The sequence below is a fragment of the Phenylobacterium sp. genome (assembly GCF_030680185.1).
GTDB lineage: Bacteria > Pseudomonadota > Alphaproteobacteria > Caulobacterales > Caulobacteraceae > Phenylobacterium.
Genome location: NZ_JAUXVZ010000006.1, coordinates 1 through 22,926 on the forward strand (window position 1 = coordinate 1; position 22,926 = coordinate 22,926).

At 68.4% G+C, this 22,926-nt stretch carries 18 protein-coding genes; 9 read left to right on the forward strand and 9 right to left on the reverse strand.

Annotated elements, in window-relative coordinates:
* From Q8L83_RS00650 to Q8L83_RS00675, 6 genes are all read right to left on the reverse strand, one after another.
* On the reverse strand, window positions 1-699 hold a 699-nt coding region (locus Q8L83_RS00650), incomplete at its 3' end, for a PepSY domain-containing protein (RefSeq protein ID WP_305284181.1).
* Between the two features lie 53 nt (window positions 700-752).
* Window positions 753-2,786, reverse strand: a complete 2,034-nt coding sequence (locus Q8L83_RS00655; RefSeq protein WP_305284182.1) for a TonB-dependent receptor domain-containing protein — start codon at window positions 2,784-2,786, stop codon at window positions 753-755.
* A gap of 105 nt (window positions 2,787-2,891) precedes the next feature.
* Window positions 2,892-3,299 carry a DUF2946 family protein gene (locus tag Q8L83_RS00660; protein WP_305284183.1) on the reverse strand — a complete coding sequence of 136 codons (408 nt, stop codon included), beginning with the start codon at window positions 3,297-3,299 and terminating at the stop codon, window positions 2,892-2,894.
* 78 nt (window positions 3,300-3,377) lie between these two features.
* Complete coding sequence (locus Q8L83_RS00665; RefSeq protein ID WP_305284184.1) at window positions 3,378-4,358, reverse strand: transglutaminase family protein; 981 nt, start codon at window positions 4,356-4,358, stop codon at window positions 3,378-3,380.
* An 8-nt stretch (window positions 4,359-4,366) separates the two neighbouring features.
* Entirely contained in the window at window positions 4,367-5,302 is a 936-nt protein-coding gene (locus Q8L83_RS00670; protein ID WP_305284185.1) for an alpha-E domain-containing protein, read from the reverse strand.
* Window positions 5,299-6,744 carry a circularly permuted type 2 ATP-grasp protein gene (locus tag Q8L83_RS00675; RefSeq protein ID WP_370868330.1) on the reverse strand — a complete coding sequence of 482 codons (1,446 nt, stop codon included), beginning with the start codon at window positions 6,742-6,744 and terminating at the stop codon, window positions 5,299-5,301. The genes Q8L83_RS00670 and Q8L83_RS00675 overlap by 4 nt, the downstream gene beginning before the upstream one ends.
* A 236-nt stretch (window positions 6,745-6,980) precedes the next feature.
* On the opposite strand from Q8L83_RS00675, the gene Q8L83_RS00680 reads away from it, so the two are divergent.
* Together Q8L83_RS00680 and Q8L83_RS00685 are read left to right on the forward strand one after the other, a co-directional pair.
* Window positions 6,981-8,759, forward strand: a complete 1,779-nt coding sequence (locus tag Q8L83_RS00680) for an autotransporter assembly complex family protein (protein ID WP_305284186.1) — start codon at window positions 6,981-6,983, stop codon at window positions 8,757-8,759.
* A 2-nt stretch (window positions 8,760-8,761) separates the two neighbouring features.
* On the forward strand, window positions 8,762-12,940 hold the full coding sequence (locus Q8L83_RS00685; protein ID WP_305284206.1) for a translocation/assembly module TamB domain-containing protein: 4,179 nt from the start codon (window positions 8,762-8,764) through the stop codon (window positions 12,938-12,940).
* Here Q8L83_RS00685 and phhA read toward each other — a convergent pair.
* Complete coding sequence (gene phhA, locus Q8L83_RS00690) at window positions 12,934-13,803, reverse strand: phenylalanine 4-monooxygenase (RefSeq protein ID WP_305284187.1); 870 nt, start codon at window positions 13,801-13,803, stop codon at window positions 12,934-12,936. The genes Q8L83_RS00685 and phhA overlap by 7 nt on opposite strands.
* 81 nt (window positions 13,804-13,884) lie before the next feature.
* A complete protein-coding gene (hspQ, locus tag Q8L83_RS00695) occupies window positions 13,885-14,214 on the reverse strand; it encodes a heat shock protein HspQ (RefSeq protein WP_305284188.1) in 330 nt (109 codons plus the stop codon).
* 164 nt (window positions 14,215-14,378) lie between these two features.
* On the opposite strand from hspQ, the gene Q8L83_RS00700 reads away from it, so the two are divergent.
* From Q8L83_RS00700 to Q8L83_RS00730, 7 genes are all read left to right on the forward strand, one after another.
* Window positions 14,379-15,479: a Ppx/GppA phosphatase family protein gene (locus Q8L83_RS00700; protein ID WP_305284189.1), complete on the forward strand. Its 1,101-nt coding sequence runs from the start codon at window positions 14,379-14,381 to the stop codon at window positions 15,477-15,479.
* The gene (locus Q8L83_RS00705; protein ID WP_305284190.1) at window positions 15,476-16,192 is read left to right on the forward strand and encodes an RlmE family RNA methyltransferase; all 717 of its coding nucleotides are present in this window, start codon (window positions 15,476-15,478) and stop codon (window positions 16,190-16,192) included. Before Q8L83_RS00700 ends, Q8L83_RS00705 begins: the two co-directional genes overlap by 4 nt.
* Before the next feature lie 106 nt (window positions 16,193-16,298).
* The gene (gene guaB, locus Q8L83_RS00710; protein WP_305284191.1) at window positions 16,299-17,762 is read left to right on the forward strand and encodes an IMP dehydrogenase; all 1,464 of its coding nucleotides are present in this window, start codon (window positions 16,299-16,301) and stop codon (window positions 17,760-17,762) included.
* A gap of 3 nt (window positions 17,763-17,765) precedes the next feature.
* Window positions 17,766-18,161, forward strand: coding sequence for an MAPEG family protein (locus Q8L83_RS00715; RefSeq protein ID WP_305284192.1), 396 nt, complete (start codon window positions 17,766-17,768; stop codon window positions 18,159-18,161).
* A gap of 9 nt (window positions 18,162-18,170) precedes the next feature.
* Entirely contained in the window at window positions 18,171-19,451 is a 1,281-nt protein-coding gene (locus Q8L83_RS00720; protein WP_305284193.1) for an RsmB/NOP family class I SAM-dependent RNA methyltransferase, read from the forward strand.
* Between the two features lie 26 nt (window positions 19,452-19,477).
* Complete coding sequence (gene guaA / locus Q8L83_RS00725) at window positions 19,478-21,046, forward strand: glutamine-hydrolyzing GMP synthase (RefSeq protein ID WP_305284194.1); 1,569 nt, start codon at window positions 19,478-19,480, stop codon at window positions 21,044-21,046.
* 294 nt (window positions 21,047-21,340) lie between these two features.
* Entirely contained in the window at window positions 21,341-22,597 is a 1,257-nt protein-coding gene (locus tag Q8L83_RS00730) for a tyrosine-type recombinase/integrase (protein ID WP_305284195.1), read from the forward strand.
* Here Q8L83_RS00730 and Q8L83_RS00735 read toward each other — a convergent pair.
* Window positions 22,569-22,859 (reverse strand): AlpA family transcriptional regulator, encoded by a 291-nt coding sequence (locus tag Q8L83_RS00735; RefSeq protein WP_305284207.1) that lies wholly within the window; start codon window positions 22,857-22,859, stop codon window positions 22,569-22,571. The genes Q8L83_RS00730 and Q8L83_RS00735 overlap by 29 nt on opposite strands.
* Window positions 22,860-22,926 lie beyond the last annotated feature (67 nt).

Here is a 22,926-nt window from a genome sequence, read left to right on the forward strand (position 1 = left end):
GGGCGTCCAGGCGCCGGCGGCGGGCGGTGCGGCGGGCCGGCCCCAGCCGGCGGCGTTGGTCAGGGCCCGCGCCTGCTGTCCCCAGACCGCCGACCAGGGCATGCCCGTGAGCGCCAGGAAGACGATGACGACGCCGGCGAAGGTTCCTGTCCAGCCATGGATGCGCCGCCAGAGCGACCGCGAGCCCGCCGCCAGCCGTTGGCCGCGCCGGGGCCACCAGAGGATGGCGCCACTGGCCACCAGGACGATGGCCCAGCCTGCGGCCAGTTCAGGCAGCAGATTGGCCTGAGGACCCAGCAGGGTCAGACTATGCAGATCCCTGACCCAGGACATGGAGCCATCAGGCGGGGTCTGCCCCAGGATCGCGGCGCTGGTCGGGTCCAGGTGGAGCCGGATCGGATCTACGTCCTGACGACGCACGACAGCCTCGGCCGAGCGGCCGTCGGCGGGAACGGTGATGCGGGTGACCTCGCCGCCAGACGCCGCCTCCGCCGCCGCCAGCCAGCGCGAGGGCTGGACCCCATCGGCCGGCGGCGCGCGGAGGACGTCGCCATAGATGGCGGAATCGATCTCGTCCTTGAACAGATATGCGCCGCCGGTGGCCGCCATCAGCATCAGGATGGGCAGCACCAGCAGGCCGGCGACGAAGTGAAGCCGCCAGACGGCGCCATAGCCTCGAAAGTCGGGTCGTGCAGACATGTCGAACAGGTCTCCATGACGGCGGCCGGGAGGCCCGGCCGCCGTCCGTCGGATCAGAAGTCGAGGACGAGGCCTGCGAACAGCGAGCGGCGGTCGCCGGGCCAATAGGCGGCGGTGGCGGCGTTGGCCGTGATCACCGGCTGGACGTTGGAGACATACGCCTCGTCGGTCACATTCCGCAGGTCAACGAAGACGCTGAGGCCGGGACGGAAGGTCCAGCCGGCGTTGATGTGGGCCACCGCATAGGACGGGGCTCGTGTGGTGTTGGCGAAGTCTACGAAGGCGCCCTGCGGCGTCAATTCCACGGAGGGCGCCACGAACCAGCCCTGGGGCGCGTCATAGCGCAGCTCGGCGCGATAGAGGTGTTCGGGGGCGACGGGCAGGCGGTTGTCGCCGTACTGCGGATCGTCCCGGAAGGCGAAGTCCGACCATGTGTAGGTCTGGCGCAGCCGCCAGGCCGGGGCGAAGCGCCAGTCCACCGCCGCCTCGAGGCCCCGATGATAGGTCTCATCCGCATTGAAGGTGGTGGCCGGCCTGTCCTGGCTGACGCTGAACTGCAGCAGCTCCTTCTCCAGTTCGGCGTGATAGAGGGTCACGTCCCAGGTGAAGGCGCCGCGGCGGCCCCGGGCGCCAGCCTCATAGGTCACGGCCTCCTGCGCCTCCACCGGAGCAAATCCGGTTCCGGTGGGCGACAGGGAGCCGAAGTTGGGCGGCTCCACCGAGCGGGTCACATTGGCGAACAACTGCGCCCCGTCTGGCGCCTCCCACAACAGGCCGATGCGCGGGGCCAGCCAGTCGAAGTTTCGCGAGGCCTCGAGGTTGAAGGTCCCAGCGACGCCCGGCACGGCGCGGCTGGCATAGTCTCGCTCGGCGATCCCATAGGCGGCGCCGGCGACAAGCGCCAACTGGTCGGTGAGGAAGAGGCGGCCTTCGCCGAAGAGGTCCAGGGCCCGGGCGTTCTGATAGGAAATGGCGCGGAGATCGCCCCGCGATCCGGCCCGATTGACGTAGAAGTGGGAGTCCAGATCCCCCTGGCGGCCCCATAGGCCGCCATAGGCGTCGGCCCGCAGGCCCGCGATCTCGCCCGCCCAGTCGAGCTTGGCGAAGACGCCGTAGTTGCGGCTTTCTTGGGCGATGACCTGGAAGATGGGATGCTCCAGGTTCTTCCAGATTCCGTAGACGCCCGCACTGAGAGAGAGGTCGCTCGCGATGGCCCAGTTCAGGGCCGCCGCGCTGCGCAGGGCGCGCACGTCCCGGGCATAGTCATTGACCACATTGCCGGCGGCGGCCTGGTCGGGATCGATGTCGAACTGGGCGCGGGTCAGGACGCCAGGAATCTCCTGCTTGATGTCGGCGCCGTTGAGGATCAGGCGAACCTCGGCGTCCTCGCCCAGACGGCGGCCGACATTGAAGCTGGCGAACTGGATGTTCTGCTGGCTCTGGGGGCGGGGACCCTGTCCGGTCTGGTTGGTCACCGCGACGAAGCCGTCCCAGGTGCCGGTGTCGCCGGCGGCGGCCAGATGCTGCCGCAGCATGCCAAAGGCGCCGCCATCCAGGCGCAGACGCAAGTCATAGGGCGCGGTTTCACCGGTCGGCGTCACCATGTTCACCGCCCCGCCCAGGGTCGCGCCGCCGAACCGCAGGGCGTTGCCGCCGCGATAGACCTCCACATAGCGGGTGATCAGCGGGTCGGCGATCTGGCTGTCCCCATAGCCGTCGGCCTCGTTGAGCGGCAGGCCGTCCTGGGCCAGCAGCAGGCCGCGGTTGTGGTTGGCGTTGCCCAGCCCCGAGCCGCGGATGGAGAGCCGGATGTCGCCGCCCCACTTCTTCTGGGCGAATACGCCGGGCGCGTCGCGCAGCATGTCGTCCAGGGCCAGGGCGAAGCGGTCTTCATAGGATTCCGCGGCTACGACCGAGACCCCGCCGGGGGTCTCGGAGAGCCGCTGGCGGGCGTCGGCGACGACAGCGGGGTCTTCGGGATCGGGCCGGCCGGTGACGATGACGGAGTCGACGGTGGTCTGGGCCTGGCCCGCGCAGGGCAGGGCAAGGACAAGCAGCGCGCCACAGGCGCCTAGGGTGGTCTTCATTTGAGAAATCCCCGGCCGCGACACAGGCGGCCAACACAGGTGCAGGAAGCCGGGCGCGGCCATGCGGCCTGCCCGGGGTTCACGTCAGGACCGGCGCGCCGGTCTTCAGGCCTGCAAAAGTGGGGGACCTCGCGCCGGGGGCGGGGGCGAGGCCAGGCCACGGCCCGGCGCGATGTCGCCGGACATGTCGAGGTGCGCAGCCGTCGTCGGCTGGAACACCACGGGCTGGGCGGTCAGAAGATCGGGTGCTGCCACGCCGAGGCTGTGGCCGGCGAAGACGCAGGGGCTATGGCGCGCCCCATCCTCGTCTTCGGTCGGCGCAGGATCGTCGATCGCGAGATCGACCATGCCCTGGGCCGTACAGAGCATCAGGCTGAAGCCTGGCCCCTCGGCCTGGGGCGGCGCAGCCATATAGCCAGGGGGAATGAGGATCTTCAGCCCAAGGGCGATCATCGCCAGCATCATGAGGATGCTGCGCGGCAGACTCGCCGGTCGGGTCGTGGGACGCTTCACGCGGTCGCCATAGGCCAGGCTCGCGCCCTTGGAAAGGGGCGAGCGGGCGCAGGGCGCGTTTTGCCTCGCGGCCGGAGCCTACTGCTGCTGTTGCTGTTGCTGCTGGTCGTGCAGGCCGGTGGCCGGGTTGGGGCGTCTTCGGGCGTTGCGGCTGAAGGTCGGCTGCGAGATGCGCAGGAACTCCGGCTCGGTGATCGCCGCCCGGGCGCGCCGCACCGAGACGCCCACGGCCAGCTGGCTCTCGGCGTCGCCCTTGTAGACGCCGCGCGAGGGCGGCACGTCGCCATAGTCCCGTCCGACCGCCGCGGCCACGTGGCGCTCGCCGGCCAGCACATTGTTGGTGGGGTCAAAGCCGACCCAGCGAAGGCTGGGCAGGAAAACCTCGACCCAGGCGTGGGTGGCGTCCGGATCGGATCGGTCGCCGCTGTCGCGGTCGGTGAACAGGTAGCCCGAGACATAGCGCGCCGGGATACCCCAGGCTCGGCAGAGCGCGATCATGATGTGGCTGAAGTCCTGGCAGACCCCGCGACGCTCACGCAGGGCCTCGTCGATCGGGCTGTCGGCCTCGGTGACGCCGGTCTCGTAGGCGAAGGACTCGTAGATGATCTTCGACAGCTCGCTGACCGCGGTGAGCGGATCGCGCAGTCTCAGCCGCTCAATCCCGTGCTCGGCGGCGAAGGCGCGCAGCAGGTCGGTCTGAATTGCAAAACCGTGCTCGCGCAGGAAGTCGAACTGGTCTCCCCGCACGAAGTCGCTGCGCAGTCGGTCCCATTCGCCCATGTCGAGGGCGTCGGGCAGGGGAATCTCGGCCTGGGTCTCGACGGCCGAACGGGCCACGATGGTCAGCCGATCGTGCGGCTGGGGGACGTCGAAATGATAGACGGCGTTGCCGAAGGTGTCGGCGTAGGAGAACAGCTGCGTGCCAGGATCGATCTCCAGGTCGAAGCTCACCAGCCGCTGGCGCGCGCCCTTCTGGGGCTGCATCCAGACCTCCATCAGGCTTTCGCGAACCGGGGCGGCATAATGGTACTGGGTGACGTGGCGGATTTCGAGAAGCACGGGAATCCTTAGGCCGGAAGGCGCATTTCGAGGGGGTAGGCCACGAAGGCGTCGTAGACCCCGCGGTGGATTTCGCCGCATTCGGCCAGCACGCCCTCCAGGAAGGCGTGAGACCCGTCGCGCTCGATCTCGCCCATGTCGGCGTATTGCAGCCGCGCCTTCAACCGGCCGGCCAGGCGCTCGGGCCCCACATGGACGGCCTCGGCGTGGCGGCTGAGCATGGAGAGATGGGCCTCGATCTCGTCGGTGCAGAAGCGGATGGACCGGGGGAATTCGGCGTTCAGCAGCAGGAACTCCAGGATCGGCCGGGCGCGGACATCGGCGGTATAGGCCCTAAGATAGGGCTCCAGCGCGCAGCTCATGCGCAGCACGGCCGTCAGCGTCGGGTGATCGAGCTGTTCGACCCCACGGCCGAAACACACCTCGAGCAGGCGCCCGATCAGTTGCGCCCGTTCGAGGTGGGCGCCGAGCAGCAGGAATCGCCAGCCCTCGCCGTGGCTCATGGTGGCGTCGGCGGCGCCCTTGAACAGGTGCAGGTCGGCGATGATGTCGTGCAGGAAGGCCGAGGAGCCGTCGTTGAACGACTTGGACGCCGTGGCGCCCGACAGGCGCAGATGCACCAGGTTCAGCCGCTCCCACGTCTCGCTGGTGATCTGGTCGCGGACCTGGCGGGCGTTTTCCCGGGCGCGGGCCAGCGAGGTCACGACCGAATTGCCCTCCAGCCGGTCCAGGGCCAGGCCCCGGGCGGATTCAAAGGGGTTGGCCACCCTGTCCGGCGTGGCCTCGCCCACCGCCGACAGGGCGATGCGCGCCACCTGGGCGGCGGTTTCGGCCCGATCGAGGGTGGCGGTGAGCATGACGTCGGACAGGCGCGCCACATGCTCGGCCCGTTCCACATAGCGGCCGATCCAGTAGAGGCTGTCGGCGACCCGGGCGAGCATCATGACGGGTCTGCTCCCGTCTCGGCCAGGACCCAGGTGTCCTTGGACCCCCCGCCCTGGCTGGAATTGACCACCAGCGAGCCCTTGCGCAGGGCGACCCTGGTCAGGGCGCCGGGGGTGACCGTGATCTTCTCGCCTGACAGGATGAAGGGGCGCAGATCGACGTGGCGGGTGTCGACCTCCCCGTCGATCAGGCACGGGGCCGTGGAGAGCTGAATGGTGGGCTGGGCGATGTAGTTGGCGGGATCGGCCTTGATCGCCTCGGCGAACTCTTCGCGCTGGGCCGTGGTGGCGTGGGGCCCGATCAGCATGCCGTAGCCGCCCGATGCGCCGACCGCCTTGACCACCAGCTTGTCGAGATTGGCCAGCACGTGGCTGAGCTCGGACGGCTCGCGGCAGAGGAAGGTCTCGATATTGGGCAGGATCGGCTCCTCGCCCAGATAGTAGCGGATGATCTCCGGCACATAGGCGTAGACCGCCTTGTCGTCGGCCACGCCGGTGCCGGGGGCATTGCACATGACCACCGTGCCGGCGCGATAGGCGTTGAACAGGCCCGGTACGCCCAGGGACGAGTCCCGGCGGAAGGTGAGGGGGTCGACGAAGTCGTCATCCACCCGGCGATAGATCACGTCGATCCGCCGAAGGCCGGTGGTGGTCCGCATATAGACCATGTTGTCGTGGACCACGAGGTCGCGGCCCTCGACCAGGGGCACTCCCATGAGGCGGGCCAGGTAGGCATGTTCGTAATAGGCCGAATTGTAGACGCCGGGCGTCAGCACCACGACCTGCGGATTGGGCCGCCACTCGACCATGCTGCGCAGGGTCGAGAGCAGCAGGTCGGGATAGCGATCGATCTGGCGCACGCCAGCCAGACGGAAGGTGCCCGGGAAGGTCCGCTTGGAGGCTTCACGGTTGGCCAGCATGTAGGACACGCCTGAGGGCACCCGGAGATTGTCCTCAAGGACGGCATAGGCGCCGTCCTCCTGTCGGATCAGGTCGCTGCCGCAGACATTGGCATAGGCCTGATGGGGGACGTAGAGGCCCTGCATCTCGCGGCGATAGGACGGCGCGCCGAGCACCAGCTCCCGCGGCACCACCCCGTCCTTCAGGATCATCCGCTCGCCATAGATGTCGGCGAGGAACAGGTTCAGCGCCTGGAGCCGCTGGATCAGCCCGCTCTCGATCTTCGCCCATTCATCGGCCGGGATGATCCGGGGCAGGAGGTCGGTGGGGATGATCCGCTCGGTGGTGCTCTCGGCGCCATAGACGGTGAAGGTGATGCCCTGGAGCAGGAAGAAGCGCTCAAGGGTGCGCTGCCGCTCGTCCAGCTCACCGGGGTCCAGGGCCGCCAAGCGTCGCGCCAGGGCGGCGAAATGGGGCCGGACCGACCCGTCTGGGGCGTGCATTTCGTCATAGGGCGGGTTCGCCGCCGCCGCCTGGGCCATGGCCCGATCAATCTCTTCAGCTCGCTGCGCTGTCGCCACGCCCTACTCCAACCACGCTCCCGTCCTCGAAACCGCAAGCCGGGACGACAGCCTAGTGACTGTGGCGCGTAACGTCGTGCGCTATTGTGGGCGCGCAAAATTCGGGCGCCTGTTGGTGGAAAAAGAGGCTGGTCCTGCGGGGTGACACGAGCGCCGGGCGTCGCTACAGGGGTGTTCGGGGGCTGAAGGGTGATTGCGTGGGACGAAGTGTCTTCGCAGCCGTCGCCACGGCTGCCCTCTGCGTTTACGGCGCCGGCACGGCTCGCGCCGAGCCGCGCGCTGATGTGCGCGGCGATATCAATAGCGACCTCCGAGAGCGAATCGTCCGGGCCATAGGCGAGGCCGAGCGGCCGGTGGACAGCCTGTTCCAGGCCCGCCGCCGCGCCCGTGACGCGGCCGAGGACGCCATCGCCGTGCTGCGGTCGGAGGCCTACTACGCCTATGGCGTCGAGGCCGATGTCGGCGAGTCCGAACCGCCGCGTCCGATCGTCGAGGTGGATCCGGGACCCCGCTTTGTCTTCGCCGACCCCCAGGTGACGTGGGCGGGCGAGGCGCCGGACCAGGAGACCCAGGCCCGGGGCGTCGCGGCCATGGAGATCACGCCTGGCGAGCCGGGGCGCTCGGCCGACGTGGTGGCCGCCGAAGGCCGGATCGTCGCAAGGGTCCGCGAGTCCGGCTATGCCGACGTCTCCGCCGACACCCGCGAGGTGATCGTCGACCATGCCGACAACACGGTGCGTCCGACCTTCCGGATCGACGCCGGCGGCCTGGTCCGCCTTGACGGCCTGGTTCTGGACACCGAGGGACGAACCAATCCGGCTTGGCTCGACCAGTTGCGGCCCTGGGATACGGGCGACATCTATGATCCTGAGGACGTGGCCGAGCTCGAACGCCGGCTTCTCGACACCGGGGTCTACAACTCCGTCACCGTGGCCCTCTCGGCGCGGGACGATGTCGATGAGGACGGCCGGCGCCGGGTTCTGGTGGGGCTGGAGGATCGCGCGCCGCGGACGCTCGAGCTCGGAGCCAGCTATTCGACGACAGAGGGCTTCGGCGTCGACACCCGCTGGAGCCGTTACAATGTGCTGGGCCGCGCCGACACGCTCGCCCTGGTGGGGCGGGTTTCGGAGCTGGACAGTCGCCTCGGCGCCGACCTGACCCTGCCGCACTGGCGGCGGGCCGCCCAGACCCTGCACATGAATGGCGGCGCCTATCGCAACGAAACCGACGCCTTCGAGGAGATCGGCGTCGGCGTCGGGGCCGATCTGCGCCGCCGGTATGGCGCCAATTCCTTCGTCACGGTCGGCGGGTCCCTGGACCTGACCCGCAACGACGAGAAGGACGCCCGCACCCTCTCGCCGCTGGGCCGCGACCTGATCATCGGGGCGGTGTTCGGCGCGGTGTCCCTGGACCGTTCCAACGACATTCTCGACCCCACCCAGGGCTGGCGGGCGGATCTGCGTCTCGAGCCGACCTATATCGCCGGCGACGAATCTCTGCCCTACCTTGAGGTCGCCACCCAGGGGATCGCCTATCTCCCCCTGGATTCGCGGGGTCGCACGGTCATGGCCGGGCGGCTGAAGGTCGGCAGCCTGGTCGGCGGCGAACTGCCGGACATCCCGGCCTCGCGGCGGTTCTATGCCGGCGGCGGGGGATCGGTGCGGGGCTACGCCTATCAGGCCGTGGGGCCGCGGCTTTACGACAACACCCCGCGGGGGGGGCTCTCCCTGATCGAGGTCAGTCTGGAGGCCCGCCGCAAACTTACCGATCGCTGGGGCGTCGTGGCCTTTGTCGACGCCGGCTCCGTGGGCGACGAGATGACGCCCACGGGCGAGAATATGAGCGTCGGCATCGGCGTCGGGGTTCGTTACGACCTGGGCTTTGGTCCGATCCGCGCCGACATCGCCATCCCGCTGGACTCCGACAAACGAGACGGCGCCTTCCAGGTCTATCTCAGTATCGGACAAAGCTTTTGAGCGTGGAAGATCACGTCGAGCCTGAAGCCCCCACCGTCCGTCGCAAGAGCCTGAGGCGGCGCCTCGCCGTGGGCGCGGTGGTCTTGGTCGCCCTGATCGGCGCCCTGCTTGCGGCCGTGCGCTTCGGCGCCATGGCGCCGCCGACCCTTGGTCTGATCGAGGCGCGCACCGACGGCCTGGCGATCGGACGGTTTGGCAATCTGAAGATCCAGGGGCTGAGCGGCGACCTGTTCCGCGATTTCCGGATCCGCAAGCTGACGATCGCCGATGAGGCGGGGGTTTGGCTCGAGGCCGAAAATATCGCCCTGGAATGGAATTATCTCCAACTCCTGCGCCGCCAGTTCCATGCCGAGCAGCTGACAGCCGAAGAGGTGCGGGTGCTGCGTCGCCCGATCCTGACGCCCAAGAAGGACGAGACCGGCGGTCTGCCGGTCCGCATCGTCATCGACCAGGCCCGGCTGCGCCTGGCCCTGTCGCCGGAGCTCAGCTACGAGCGCGGCCTCTATGATGTGACCGCCCGTCTCGACATGCGCCGCAAGGGCCGGGGACAGTCTGGCGAGATCAAGGCGCTGAGCCTGCTGCGCCCGGGCGACCACCTGGACGCTCGCTTCGACCTCGGCAAGACGAGGCCCCTGCTGATCGACGTCTCGGCCCTGGAGAGCCAGGGCGGCGCCATCGCCGGAACACTCGGCCTGCCGGCCGATCAACCTTTCCGCCTGGAGGTGGACGCCGCCGGCGCCATGGCCGAGGGGCGCTTCGAGGCTCTCGCGCAATCGGGGGCGGCCACGCCCTTGCGGGCCAACGGCGGCTGGAATCCGCAAGGGCTGCGGGCCGTGGGTCGGCTTGCTCTCGACGCCTCAAGCCTGACAGCGCCCCTCGCCGCGCGGCTTGGCCCCCTCGTGACCTTTGATGTCCAGGGCCAGGGCTTGGACGATGGTCTCTACAACCTCACCGCCAGGCTGGCGGCGGACAATCTGACCCTTCGCGTCGTGGGCCAGGCCCATCCGGGCGAGCGTCGAACCGGCCCGCAGGGGCTTAGTCTGGTGGCCGAGACAGCTCAGCTTTCGCAGCTCACCGGCGGACCTGAGACCGGGGCGGCGCGGGTGGCCGGCGTGCTGCGGGGCGCCGCCGACGACATGACCTTCGTGGGCGAAGCCCGCGCCCAGTCCCTGGCGGCGGCAGGCTACAGCCTTCGCCAGGTGAGCGGGCCGATCGAACTGACCCGTAATCGCCGTGGCGTGGCCGTGGATGCTGACCTGACCGGCGCAGGCGGCGCGGGCGAGGGCTATCTGGCGGCCCTCCTGGGCGGTGCGCCCACCATGGCGCTGACCGCCGAGCGCCTGGCCGACGGGCGCATCCTGGTTCGCAACCTTGATGCGGCCGGAACGGGGCTTGAGCTGCGCGCCAGCGGTACGCGGGGCGTGTTTGGAGGCCTGAATGTTCGAGGCTCGACCAGGCTGTCCAACCTGGCCGCGGCGCGGGCCGGCGCATCGGGACAGGTCAGCTTCAACTGGTCGGCCGAGCGTGGCCGACGGGCCGCTGAGCCCTGGCGTCTGCGGCTGGATGGCCGGGGCGCCGATCTGGCGACGGGCTATGCGCAGCTCGACCAACTGCTGGGCGCCGCGCCGCGGCTCGAAGCGCGGGCCAACCTCGCCGGGGGCCGTTTCGCCCTGGAGACCGCGACGCTCAACGGCCAGCGGCTGCAGGCGAAGAGCGCCGGGGTCTATGGTCCCGACGGCGCCCTGCGTTTCAAGGTGGATTGGAACGCCGAGGGCCCCTTGAGCGCGGGACCTGCGGAGTTCACGGGTGAGGCCGACGGCACAGGCGCCCTGACGGGCACGCTTGGCGCGCCTCAGCTCGACCTGACGGCCCGCTTCGATGAGATCGACGTGCCCCGCATGCCCCTGCGCGACGCCCAGCTCACCCTGAGCTTTGGCCGCAGCCGCAGCGCGGGCGCCGCGGGCCAGGTCACCCTGGCGGCCGACAGTCAATACGGGCCGGCGCGGGCCCGGGCCGACTTCGCCCTGCCGGCGTCTGGGGTCAATCTCAGCGACATCGCCCTTGATGCGGGCGGGGTGACCCTCACCGGCGATCTCACCCTGCGCCAATCGACGCCATCGCGGGCCGACCTCCAACTGGCCATCGGTCCTGGCGCCCTCATATCCCGCGGCGAGGTCAGGGGCCGTGTCCAGATCGTCGATGGACCAGAGGCGCCCTTGGCCGACCTGGACCTGGCCGCCCGCGACGTCGTGCCCGTGGGCATGGACCTCGCCATTGTCGCGGCGCAGCTGACCGCCCGCGGCCCGGTCGATCAACTCGCCTACGATCTCACAGCCAGCGGCGGCTATTCGGGCGAGCGCTGGAGCGTGACGGGGCAGGGCGCTCTGGCCGAGGCCGAGACCGCTCGAACCCTCACCTTCATGGGCGAGGGCGGTTACGGCGACCGCGAGATGTCCACCGTTCGGCCGGCCATCTTCCGGTTTGGCGACGGGGTGCGCAGCGGCCAGATTCTGCTGGCGACGTCCGACAGCGGGCGGATCAATATCGACGCCCGGCTTGCCGGCGCGCTGGCCGAGATCGAGGCGCAGATCACCAATGTCGGCCTCGACGTCCTCAATCCCGATCTGGCGGGACGGGTGAACGCCGATCTCAGCCTTTCGGGCCGGGGGGACGAGCTTGTGGGCTCCGTCGGCGCTCGCCTGATCGACGCCCGCGGGCGGGGCGCGCCGCGCGCTCAGGGCCTGGATGCGACCCTCGAAGCGGTCCTCAATGACGATGTCCTGACGATCAAGGCCGGGGCGACCAACGAACAGGGCCTGCGGGCCGAAGCCGATCTGTCCCTGCCCACCGTGGCCTCGGCCAAGCCCCTGCGGCTGGCGATCAATCGTCAGGCCCAGGTGCGGGGGCGGGTCTTCGCCGAGGGGGATGTAGAGCCCCTCTGGGCGCTGCTGATCGACGGGGACCGGACGCTTGGCGGGCGCGTGCGCTTGAACGGACAGATCGCCGGGACCCTGGCCGACCCCGTGCTCACCGGCGACGCGGCGATGGAGAACGGCCGCTTCGATGACGCGCCGACAGGCCTCAGCCTGCGGCAGATCAATGTCAGCGCCGCCCTGGCGGAGCGAACCATCGAGGTCAGTGAAGCCCGCGCCGTCGACGGCGTCGGCGGCCGCCTCGACGGATCTGGCCAGATCAGCCTGTATCGCGGCGGCGTCTCGGGCTTCCGGCTGCGGCTGAACGGCTTCCGGCTGATCGACAATGACATCGCAGAGGCCGACGCCAGCGGCGAGGTCACCATCAACCGCAATGCAGAGGGGCGTGTCCGCCTGTCTGGCGACCTCACCATCGACCAGGCCGAGGTCGCGGCCAACCCGCCGACGCCGTCCGGTGTGGTCTCTATCGATGTCGTTGAGCGCAACCGCCCCCTGGAGCTGGATCTGAAGCAGAACCTGCGGGCGGCGCCCCCGCGTCGTGGCGACGGCTGGGCCCTGGATGTGAAGCTGAATGCGCCCCGGGGCGTCTTCATCCGCGGCCGTGGCCTGGACGTGGAAATGTCGCTGGACGCCGCCGTCACGGGCTCCACCTCCCGGCCCATCCTGTCGGGAGAGGCGCGCGTGGTGCGGGGCGACTATGAGTTCGCCGGCAAACGCTTCGAGTTCGATCAACGCGGCGTGGTGCACCTGTCCACCTCGCCGCAGAACATCCGCCTCGACCTGACCGCCACCCGCGACGACCCGGCGCTGACAGCGGTCATCCGGGTCAGCGGCACGGCCGCCAAGCCGAGCATCCGCCTGACCTCCACGCCGGTGCTGCCGGACGACGAGGTTCTGTCCCAGGTGCTGTTTGGTCGATCGGCGTCCCAGCTTTCGACCATCGAGGCGGCGCAACTGGCCTCGGCCCTCTCGTCGCTGGCCGGCGGCGGCGGGTTCGACATCGTCGGCAACCTGCGGGAATTTGCGGGCCTGGACCGGCTAAGTCTTGGCGGAGACGAGGCGTCTGGCGTGACGGTGGCCGGGGGCAAGTACCTGACCGACGACGTCTATCTGGAGATCATTGGCGGCGGGCGTGAGAGCGCGACGGCCCAGGTCGAGTGGCAGGTCCGGCGCAATCTCTCGATCGTTTCCCGGCTCACCGGCGAGGGCGACAGCCGCCTGGCCGTGCGCTGGCGGCGCGACTACTGAGGCGCCGGACGGCCCTGGTGATAGGCCTGGTCGCCCCGGTGGACGACGGTGTCCTCGGCGGTCACCTCGCCGATGGGGATGTCCTCCATCGCCTCGAGCTGGCGGTAGAGGGGCGCGAACTCCTGCAGGCTGGCCTGCAGAAGATCCTCGAGCGAGGGGATCACGAAATAGGTCGGCTGGAAGTCGTCGATCCGGTAGGGCGTGCGCATCACCCGCATCAGATCGAAAGCCAGGCGGTGGGGAGACGTGTCTTCGAGGCTGAACGTCGTCTCGGCGTGGGATGAGACGATACCGGCGCCATAGATCCTGAGGCCCTGCGGCGTCTGCATCAGGCCAAACTCCACCGTATGCCAGTAGAGCCGTGCGAGATGGGCCAGATGGCCCTGGCTGAAGGCGCGCAGACCGCCGCGGCCATAGGCGGCCATATAGTCGGCGAAGACCGGATCGGTCAGCATCGGCACGTGGCCGAACACGTCGTGGAAGACGTCTGGCTCCTGAAGGTAGTCCAGTTGGTCTGGCCCGCGGATGAAACGTCCGGCGGGGAAGCGCCGATGGGCGAGATGCTCGAAGAAGACCTCGTCGGGGACCAGGCCCGGAACCGCCACCACCCGCCATCCGGTCAGGCGCTCCAGCTCGACATTGATTCGGGCGAAGTCGGGTATGCCGCCGCGATGCAGGTCCAGGGCGTCCAGTCCGCGGAGGAATGGCGCGCAGGCCCGGTCGCGCAGCAGGCGCGTCTGTCGCTCATAGAGGGTGGTCCAGACCTGATGGTCGGCGGCGCTATAGGTGTTCCAGCCCTGGTCGATCGTCCAGTCAGCCGCCGCGCCCGCGGGTGGATTATGGGATTTGACGCGCTCGCTCATGAGGCGAGGATGCGCGGGGTCTGGCGAAAAATCCGTTCGAAATGGCCGCGATAGCCGGCCCCTCCGGGTTGGAAATTGCGTCTAGTGGCCGATCCTTGGGCGAAGCGTGTAGTGGTCGCCCTTGAAGGCGCCAAACAGAACGGCGGCCTGCGGGTGCCCCACGGGTTCACCGCTCTCGTCGGGCAGCAGGTTCTGCTCGGAAACATAGGCCACGTAGGCGCTTTCCTGGTTCTCGGCGAGCAGGTGGTAGAAGGGCTGGTTCTTGTGCGGCCGCACGTCAGGCGGGATCGACAACCACCAGTCCTCACTGTTGGCGAACTCAGGATCAACGTCGAAAATCACCCCGCGGAACGGGAAGATGCGGTGGCGCACGACCTGACCGATGGCGTATTTGGCGCAACGAGGTTCCATGACAATCTTTTATGCACCACGTTTTCTGACCGGGAGGTGAACGTAGTCATCCTGTCACACTGTGCAAGGCGACGCCTTTCGGTGGGCGAACGGCCTTGCTACAGTCGCCTCTGAAATGAGCCGGTCGCTTTTTTGGCCGACGGCAAGGGGACAGGTGGCGGTCCATGTCTGAGGCGCCGAGAGCGCCCGACACCAGGTTGCGTGCGCGGGACAGAACGACGAAGGACGGGCCGTGCTATGCCGCGCTCGATCTGGGCACGAACAATTGCCGCCTGCTGATCGCCACGCCGGCGGCCTCAGGTTTCCGGGTGGTCGAAGCCTATTCGCGAATCGTCCGCCTGGGCGAAGGCCTGTCCCAGACGGGCCGGCTGTCGGAGGCCGCCATGGATCGGGCGCTCGCCGCCCTCTCAGTCAGCGCGGAAAAGGTCCGCCGTCGCCGGGTGGTCAAGCTGCGCGCCGTGGCCACCCAGGCCTGTCGTTCAGCCGAGAATGGCGAGGCGTTCATCGCCCGCGTCGCCGAGGAAACTGGGCTCAATCTTCAGGTGATCACCCCGCAGGAAGAGGCCCGCCTCTCGGTGGCCGGCTGTCTGGGCCTGCTCGACCATAAGGCGCAGGCCGCCCTGGTGGTCGATGTCGGCGGCGGATCGACGGAGATGTCCTGGGTCGATTTGACGGGCGCGGAGGCCGAAATCGACCGCATCCCGCCGATCAAGGCCTGGCTGTCCATCCCGATCGGCGTGGTCACCCTGGCCGAGCGGTTTCCCGAGGGCGAGATGGCCACCGAATCCTGGTTCCGGGCCATGGTCGAGACGGTGAAGGCCGAGATCTCGGCCTTCAAGCGCGCCGACCCCCTGCGGCCGATCTTCGAGGCCGACGCCGCCCACCTCATCGGCACGTCCGGCGCCATCACCAGTCTGGCCGGGATGCACCTGGGTCTTGAGCGCTATGACCGTTCACAGGTGGACGGCATCTGGATGACCCGGGATCAGTGCGACGGGGCCGCCCAGATGCTGCTGGCCCTGACGGCGGCCCAGCGGGCGCAACAGCCCTGCATCGGACCTGATCGGGCCGATCTGGTCCTGGCCGGCGCGGCAATCCTGCAGGCTGTGCAGGAGCTCTGGCCCTGTTCGCGGGTGCGGGTGGCCGACCGAGGCCTGCGTGAAGGCGTGCTCATGTCGCTGATGTCGGATAAGGGCGGACGGCGCCGTCGGCGCCGCGGCCCCCGCCGCCGTCGCAGCGGGGCGCGATCCAAGGTGGAAGCATGACCGAGCCGCCCCCCCGCAAGCGCATGGTGCGCCTGCCCACCGCCGGCAGCGACGAGGGCCGATCCAAGCCTGCGCGCCTGAAGACCGCCAAGCAGCGGACGCCGTCGTCTCAGGCCTGGCTGGAGCGGCAGATCAACGATCCGTTCGCGGCCAAGGCCCGGGCCCACGGCTATCGCTCGCGGGCGGCCTACAAGCTGATCGAGATCGACGACAAGTTTCATTTCCTGAAGCCCGGCGTGCGGGTCATCGACCTGGGCGTGGCGCCTGGAGGCTGGACCCAGGTGGCCATCGAGCGCGGCGTGACCCACATCGCCGCTGTGGACCTGCTGCCGGTCGATCCCATGCCGCCGGCCCACATCCTGCAGATGGACTTCACCGACCCCGAATGCGGGCCGATGCTGATCGACCTGCTGGGCGGCCCGCCGGATCTGGTGCTGTCGGACATGGCCCCCAACACGGTCGGCCATCGCCAGACCGACCACCTGCGCATCGTCGGCCTGATCGAGGTGGCCACCACCTTCGCCATCAGCGTGCTGAAGCCCGGGGGCGCCTTCGCCATCAAGGCCTTCCAGGGCGGGGAGGTGGGCGATCTGATCCAGAAGCTGCGCCTGGACTTCGCCAGCGTGAAGAACGTCAAGCCCAAGGCCAGCCGGGCGGACTCCTCGGAGACCTATATCGTGGCCACCGGGTTCAAGGGTCGCCCCGAGACCTGAGCGGCGCCCGCGGCGCCTTCATAGGCTAATTCACGCCCCATCGACCACAGCGCTTGCCCCGACCGCAGCGGACGGCTTATACGCGGCTCGCAAAACGGAGAGTCTCATGGAGATTCGCGAAGGCCTCACCTTCGACGATGTTTTGCTCGAACCCGGCCCGTCCGAGGTCATGCCCACCCAGGTGGACACGACCACGCGGTTGACCCGGGAGATCCGGCTGAACATTCCCATCGTGTCCTCAGCCATGGACACCGTCACCGAAAGCCGCCTGGCCATCGCCATGGCGCAGTCCGGCGGCCTGGGCGTGCTTCACCGCAACTTCACGGTCGACGAGCAGGCCGATCAGGTCCGCGAAGTGAAGCGCTACGAAAGCGGCATGGTCATCAATCCGCTGACCATCCACCCGGACACCACGCTCGGCGAGGTCCGCGAGATCAAGGCCAGACGCCGCATCTCGGGCTTCCCCGTCGTGGAGCGCGACACCGGCAAGCTGGTGGGCATCCTCACCAACCGCGACATGCGCTTCGAGGCGAGCGACGCCACGCCGGCCAGCACGCTGATGACCACCCAGGGGCTGATCACGGTCGCCGAAGGGGTCGAGCAGGCCGAGGCCCACGACCTCCTGCGTCGCAACAAGATCGAACGCCTGATCGTGGTGGACGATGATTATCGCGCCGTCGGCCTGATCACCGTCAAGGACATCGAAAAGGCCCAGGCCCACCCCCTGGCCGCCAAGGACAGCAAGGGCCGCCTGCTGGTCGGCGCGGCGTCCACGGTCGGCGATGCGGGCTATGAGCGCTCCATGGCCCTGATCGACGCCGGGGTCGATGTGGTGGTGATCGACACCGCCCACGGCCACAACGCCGATGTGGGCCGCGCCGTCGCCCGCCTGAAGGCCGAGAGCAACCGCGTCCAGATCATCGCGGGCAATGTCGCCACCTATGACGGCGCCCGCGCCCTGATCGATGCCGGCGCCGACGCCATCAAGGTCGGGATCGGCCCGGGCTCCATCTGCACCACCCGCGTGGTGGCCGGGGTCGGCGTTCCGCAACTGACCGCCATCATGGACGCGGTCCGCGCCTCGGGCGATTCCGGCGTGCCGGTGATCGCCGACGGCGGGATCAAGTATTCCGGCGACCTGGCCAAGGCGCTCGCCGCCGGCGCCCAGGTGGCGATGATGGGTTCGGTCTTCGCCGGTGTCGACGAGGCCCCGGGCGAGGTGTTCCTCTACCAGGGCCGCTCCTACAAGGCCTATCGCGGCATGGGCTCCCTGGGCGCCATGTCCCGCGGCTCGGCCGACCGCTACTTCCAGAAGGAAGTCTCCGACGCGCTCAAGTTGGTGCCCGAGGGGATCGAGGGCCAGGTGCCGTTCAAGGGCCCGCTGGCGCCCATCGTCCACCAGATGGTCGGCGGCCTGCGGGCGGCCATGGGCTATGTGGGGGCTGGCGATCTGGCCCAGTTCCGCGAGCGGGCGAAGTTCATCCGCATCACCGGGGCGGGCCTGCGCGAGAGCCATGTCCACGATGTGATGATCACCCGCGAGGCGCCGAACTATCCGAGCGGGATCTGATCCATGGCGATGGCGGTGGAACTTCAGCTTCTGGCGGCGGCGGTGGTCATTGGCCTCATCCAGCTCCTCTGGGGCGCGGCTGCGGCCCGGCGCCAGCAGGGGCTGAAGTGGGCCGCCGGCCCCCGGGACGAGGCGCGGCCGCTCGATGGCGTGGCCGCGCGCCTCGACCGGGCGCTGCGCAACTTCCTGGAGACCTTCCCCTTCTTCGCCGCGGCCGTGATCGTGGCCTATCTCGGCGGCAAGCTCGGCGATCTGACGCTTTGGGGCAGCGCGCTCTATGTGGCGGGGCGGGCGGTCTATGTTCCTCTCTATGCGGCAGGGATTCCCCTGGTGCGGAGCCTAGCCTGGTTTGCCGCGATGATCGGCCTGATCCTGGTCGTCGCGGCGATTTTCCTGTGAGGCGAGCCTTTGCGTGACGGCGGACGGCTGGCTGCGGCCATCGAGGTTCTGGACGATATCGAGACCCGTCATCGCCCCGCGCGTCTGGCCCTGAAGACCTGGGGCGAGCGGTCGCGGTTTGCGGGCTCGAAGGACCGCGCCTTTGTCTCGGGCCTTGTGCTCGACGTGCTGCGCAAGCGCCGCTCCCTGGCCTGGCGCATGGGCGCCGACAACAATCGGGCCGCCGCCATCGGCGCCCTGAAATTCGAGTGGGGCTGGACGAGCCGCGCGGTCGCCGAGGCCTGCGCCGATGCTGACCATGGCCCTGGCGCGCTCACCGAGGCCGAGGCCGCCGCCCTGGAGGCGCCCGCTGACCTGACCGCCGCGCCCGATCCGGTGCGCGGCGACTATCCCGACTGGCTGGACGAGGATCTTGGCCGGGCGTTCGGCGACCGCCGTGTCGAGGAAGCCCAGGCCCTGGCCGAGCGCGCGCCGGTGGATCTGCGGGTCAATCTGCTGAAGACCGACACAGTGCGCGCGATGAAGGCCCTCTCGCCCCTGGGGCCGGAGAGCGTCGAACTGCTGGAGGGCGCCATCCGGTTGCCGGCGCCTGACCCGGCCCGTCGCGCCGGCGCGGTGGAGACCATTCCCGCCTTCTCCAAGGGCTGGTTCGAGGTTCAGGACCTGGGCTCACAGATCGCGGCGTCCTGCGCCGGCGAGGTGAAGGGCCGCCAGGTCCTCGACCTCTGCGCCGGCGGCGGCGGCAAGACCCTCGCGCTCGCCTCGGCCATGGGCAATACGGGCCAGATCTACGCCTATGACTCCGACGCCCGGCGCCTGACCGATACGATCCGCCGTGGGGAACGGGCAGGGGTTCGCAACCTGCAGATCCGCTCGCCGGTGAACCCCGAGCCATTGGCCGGCCTGGAAGGCAAGATGGACGTAGTGTTCATCGACGCGCCCTGTTCCGGCTCCGGCTCCTGGCGCCGCCATCCCGACACCAAGTGGCGGCTGAGTCCCGAGGCGCTGGAGCGCCGCCTGGCCGATCAGGATGCGGTGCTGGACACCGGCGCGACCTTCGCCAAGGTGGGCGGCCGGCTGATCTATGTGACCTGTTCGATCCTGCCGCAGGAGGACGAGGATCGGGTCGCAGCCTTCCTCGCCCGTCAGGACGGCGACTTCGTCGTCCTCCCCGCCACCGACCGCCCCGAACTCAGCCCGTGGCTTACGCCGCAGGGCTATCTCCGCCTCACGCCTGCGGGCGCTGGGACCGATGGCTTCTTCGTCGCCGTGCTGGAGCGCGCGCGATAACCCGACCGACTTGCCAAGGCTTCGCCATGACCGAGCTTCTCGAACCCAACCACGAACGCGTCCTGATCGTCGATTTCGGCAGCCAGGTGACCCAGCTGATCGCCCGGCGCCTGCGTGAGAACGGCGTCTATTGCGAGATCCACCCCTACGACAAGATCGAGGAGATGCTCGACGTCTTCGCACCCAAGGCGGTGATCCTGTCCGGCGGTCCGGCCAGCGCCCATGAGGACGAGGCGCCTAAGGTCACGCCGCGGGTCTTCGAGCTCGGCGTGCCGGTGCTGGGCATCTGCTATGGCGAGATGCACATGTGCGCCGAACTGGGCGGCGCGGTGGAGAGCGGCCACCACCGGGAATTCGGCCGGGCCGAGATCCTGATCGAGCGGGAAAGCCCGCTGCTGGAGGGCCTGGGCGGCGTGGGCGCCAAGGAAACCGTCTGGATGAGCCACGGCGACAAGATCACCGCCATCCCCGAGGGCTTTCACGTCGTGGCCGCCTCGGAGGGCTCGCCCTTCGCGGTGATCGCCGATGAGGGGCGTCGCTTCTATGGCATCCAGTTCCATCCGGAGGTCGCCCATACGCCCCGCGGCGCGCTGATCCTGCGCAACTTCACCCACAAGATCGCCGGCCTGACCGGCGACTGGACCATGGCTTCGTTCCGCCAGGAGATGGTCGAGCGCATCCGCGAGCAGGTGGGCGAGGGCAAGGTGATCTGCGGCCTATCCGGCGGGGTGGATTCCTCGGTGGCCGCGGTGCTGATCCATGAGGCTATCGGCGACCAGCTGACCTGCGTTTTCGTGGACACCGGCCTGTTGCGGCACAACGAGGCCGAACAGGTCGTGACCATGTTCCGCGACCACTACAACATCCCGCTGATCCATGTGGACGCTGGCGAGCAGTTCCTGGGGGAGTTGGCCGGGGTCACCGACCCGGAGACCAAGCGCAAGACCATCGGACGGCTGTTCGTCGACGTGTTCGACCGGGAGGCGGCCAAGATCGAGGGCGCCGCCTTCCTGGCCCAGGGCACCCTCTATCCTGATGTGATCGAGAGCGTCTCGGCCCGCGGCGGCCCCTCGGCGGTAATCAAGAGCCACCACAATGTCGGCGGCCTGCCCGACTATATGAAGCTCAAGCTGGTCGAGCCCCTGCGCGAGCTGTTCAAGGACGAGGTCCGCGCCCTGGGCGTCGAGCTTGGCCTGCCGCCGGCCTTCGTTGGCCGCCATCCCTTCCCGGGGCCGGGCCTGGCCATCCGCATCCCGGGCGAGATCACGCCCGAGGCCGTCGCCGTCCTGCAGCAGGCCGACGCCATCTATCTCGACGAGATCCGCAAGGCCGGGCTCTACGACTCCATCTGGCAGGCCTTCGCCGTGCTGCTGCCGGTGAAGACCGTCGGCGTCATGGGCGACGCCCGCACCTATGAGAACGTCTGCGCCCTGCGCGCCGTCACCTCTACCGACGGCATGACCGCCGATTTCTTCGAGTTCCCCTGGGAGGTCCTGGGCAAGGCCGCCACCCGGATCATCAACGAGGTCCGCGGCGTCAACCGCGTCGTCTACGACGTGACCTCGAAACCCCCCGGCACGATCGAGTGGGAATGATTTAGGGCCCTTTGGGCCTATCGGCAACTTTCGCCAGATCGCACCTAAGCCACTGAAATAAAAAAGCTATCCCTCGCTATCTATCGAGATCAATCGGGGTGCAGCGGCTCGCGCGGACGGTCTGCGCGACGGTATGCGGCAAACTTGCACCATGCCGCCGAGGGCGATACCGTCAGGGGCATCGGCTTACATGACGGTATTTATGCAGGCCTAACACGCGGAAAACGCAAGACAAAGGGTCTGGAGGGATGCCGAAATCGGGCCGACGGTATTTCTGTCGTGAAGGAAGCCCGTATGCTCACCGATGTGGCGCTTAAGAACCTGAAATCTCGCGAGAAAGCTTACAAGGTCGCCGACCGGGACGGGCTCTACGTTCATGTTTCCACGTCGGGTACGGTTACGTTCCGATTGGACTACCGCCTGAACGGTAGGCGCGAGACGCTGACGCTCGGCAAGTACGGCCCAACTGGGATCTCGCTTGCCCGCGCGCGTGAAAAGACGATCGATGCGAAACGCGCCGTCGCTGAAGGCCGGTCGCCAGCCCAAGAGAAGCAGCGGGAGAAGCGTCGCCTCAAGGAGGCCAAGAGCTTCGGGGAGTTCGGAGAGACCTGGCTGACTAAAGCGCCGATGGCTGACAGCACGCGAGCCATGCGTCGATCGATCTTCGAGCGCGAGCTGCTGCCGGTATGGAGGAATCGCCTACTCCATGAGATCACACCCGACGATCTTCGCGCCCATTGCGGGAAGATCGTCGATCGGGGCGCTCCGGCGACCGCCATCCACGTCCGAGACATCCTCAAACAGATTTACGGATTTGCGATTCTGCACGGCGAGAAGGTCGCCAATCCGGCCGACGATGTTGGCCCAGCCTCGATCGCTACCTTCGTGCCGAAGGACCGCTCGCTGTCCCCGACCGAGATTCGCGTGATGCTGAAGCAGCTCGAGCATGTCGCCACGCTGCCCACGATCCGGCTCGGTATGCGCCTCTTCCTGCTGACGATGGTGCGCAAGAGCGAACTGCAGGACGCGACTTGGGACGAGGTCGATTTCGAGAACGCCGTCTGGACGATCCCCAAGGAGCGGATGAAGCGATCGAAGGCGCATAATGTCTATCTGTCTCAGCAGTGCATCGACATCATGATCGCGCTTAAGACCTGCGCGGGGAATTCACGCTACCTGCTCCCATCGCGCTACGATGCGGATGCGCCCATGTCACGCGCCACCTTCAATCGGGTGACCTACGCAGTTGTGGAGCGTGCTCAGAAAGAAGGACTGCCGCTTGAGCCATTCACGGTGCACGATCTGCGCCGAACCGGCTCGACCCTTCTGAATGAGCTGGGGTTCAACAGCGACTGGATCGAGAAGTGCCTGGCCCATGAAGACGGCCGCTCATCGCGCGGGGTCTATAACAAGGCCGAGTATGAGCATCAGCGCCGGCACATGATGCAGGAGTGGTCCGACATCGTAGATGCCTGGGTCGCGGGGCAGAAGCGGGCGCCGGTGCTGGTCCCGCCCACGATGGCTATGCTCGCGCCCGATCCTGCGCTTTAACCGGCCGAGTCTTGCGCTGTCGTACGTCGGGATGCGGTGCCCGCTCGACCGACGACCGCCGCGCCTTGCTCAACCGCTCGTTCAGCCAGGCCTCGACTTCGGCCAGATCCCAGACCACGCAGCGGGGCGTCAGCGCAAATCGCCGGGGGAATTCGCCGCGCTGTTCCATCTCATAGATGGTGGTATCCGCCAGCGGCACGATCTGGCGCAGTTCATGCCTGCGGATCATCCGCTTCTTCAATAGATCAGGCCGTGTCGACATGCTCTTTGCCTCCAACAAGATCACGTGTGGTCTCGATTGGAGCCGATAGGCCCGGCATGAAAGAGGT

Bases quoted from the DNA above. Each gene is read 5' to 3' on its own strand.
- Q8L83_RS00655 (WP_305284182.1), bottom strand. From the start codon at position 2,786: ATGAAGACCACCCTAGGCGCCTGTGGCGCGCTGCTTGTCCTTGCCCTG.
- Q8L83_RS00670 (WP_305284185.1), bottom strand. From the start codon at position 5,302: ATGATGCTCGCCCGGGTCGCCGACAGCCTCTACTGGATCGGCCGCTAT.
- Q8L83_RS00675 (WP_370868330.1), bottom strand. From the start codon at position 6,744: ATGGCCCAGGCGGCGGCGGCGAACCCGCCCTATGACGAAATGCACGCC.
- phhA (WP_305284187.1), bottom strand. From the start codon at position 13,803: ATGAGCGAGCGCGTCAAATCCCATAATCCACCCGCGGGCGCGGCGGCT.
- hspQ (WP_305284188.1), bottom strand. From the start codon at position 14,214: ATGGAACCTCGTTGCGCCAAATACGCCATCGGTCAGGTCGTGCGCCAC.
- Q8L83_RS00700 (WP_305284189.1), top strand. From the start codon at position 14,379: ATGTCTGAGGCGCCGAGAGCGCCCGACACCAGGTTGCGTGCGCGGGAC.
- Q8L83_RS00705 (WP_305284190.1), top strand. From the start codon at position 15,476: ATGACCGAGCCGCCCCCCCGCAAGCGCATGGTGCGCCTGCCCACCGCC.
- guaB (WP_305284191.1), top strand. From the start codon at position 16,299: ATGGAGATTCGCGAAGGCCTCACCTTCGACGATGTTTTGCTCGAACCC.
- Q8L83_RS00715 (WP_305284192.1), top strand. From the start codon at position 17,766: ATGGCGATGGCGGTGGAACTTCAGCTTCTGGCGGCGGCGGTGGTCATT.
- guaA (WP_305284194.1), top strand. From the start codon at position 19,478: ATGACCGAGCTTCTCGAACCCAACCACGAACGCGTCCTGATCGTCGAT.
- Q8L83_RS00730 (WP_305284195.1), top strand. From the start codon at position 21,341: ATGCTCACCGATGTGGCGCTTAAGAACCTGAAATCTCGCGAGAAAGCT.
- Q8L83_RS00735 (WP_305284207.1), bottom strand. From the start codon at position 22,859: ATGTCGACACGGCCTGATCTATTGAAGAAGCGGATGATCCGCAGGCAT.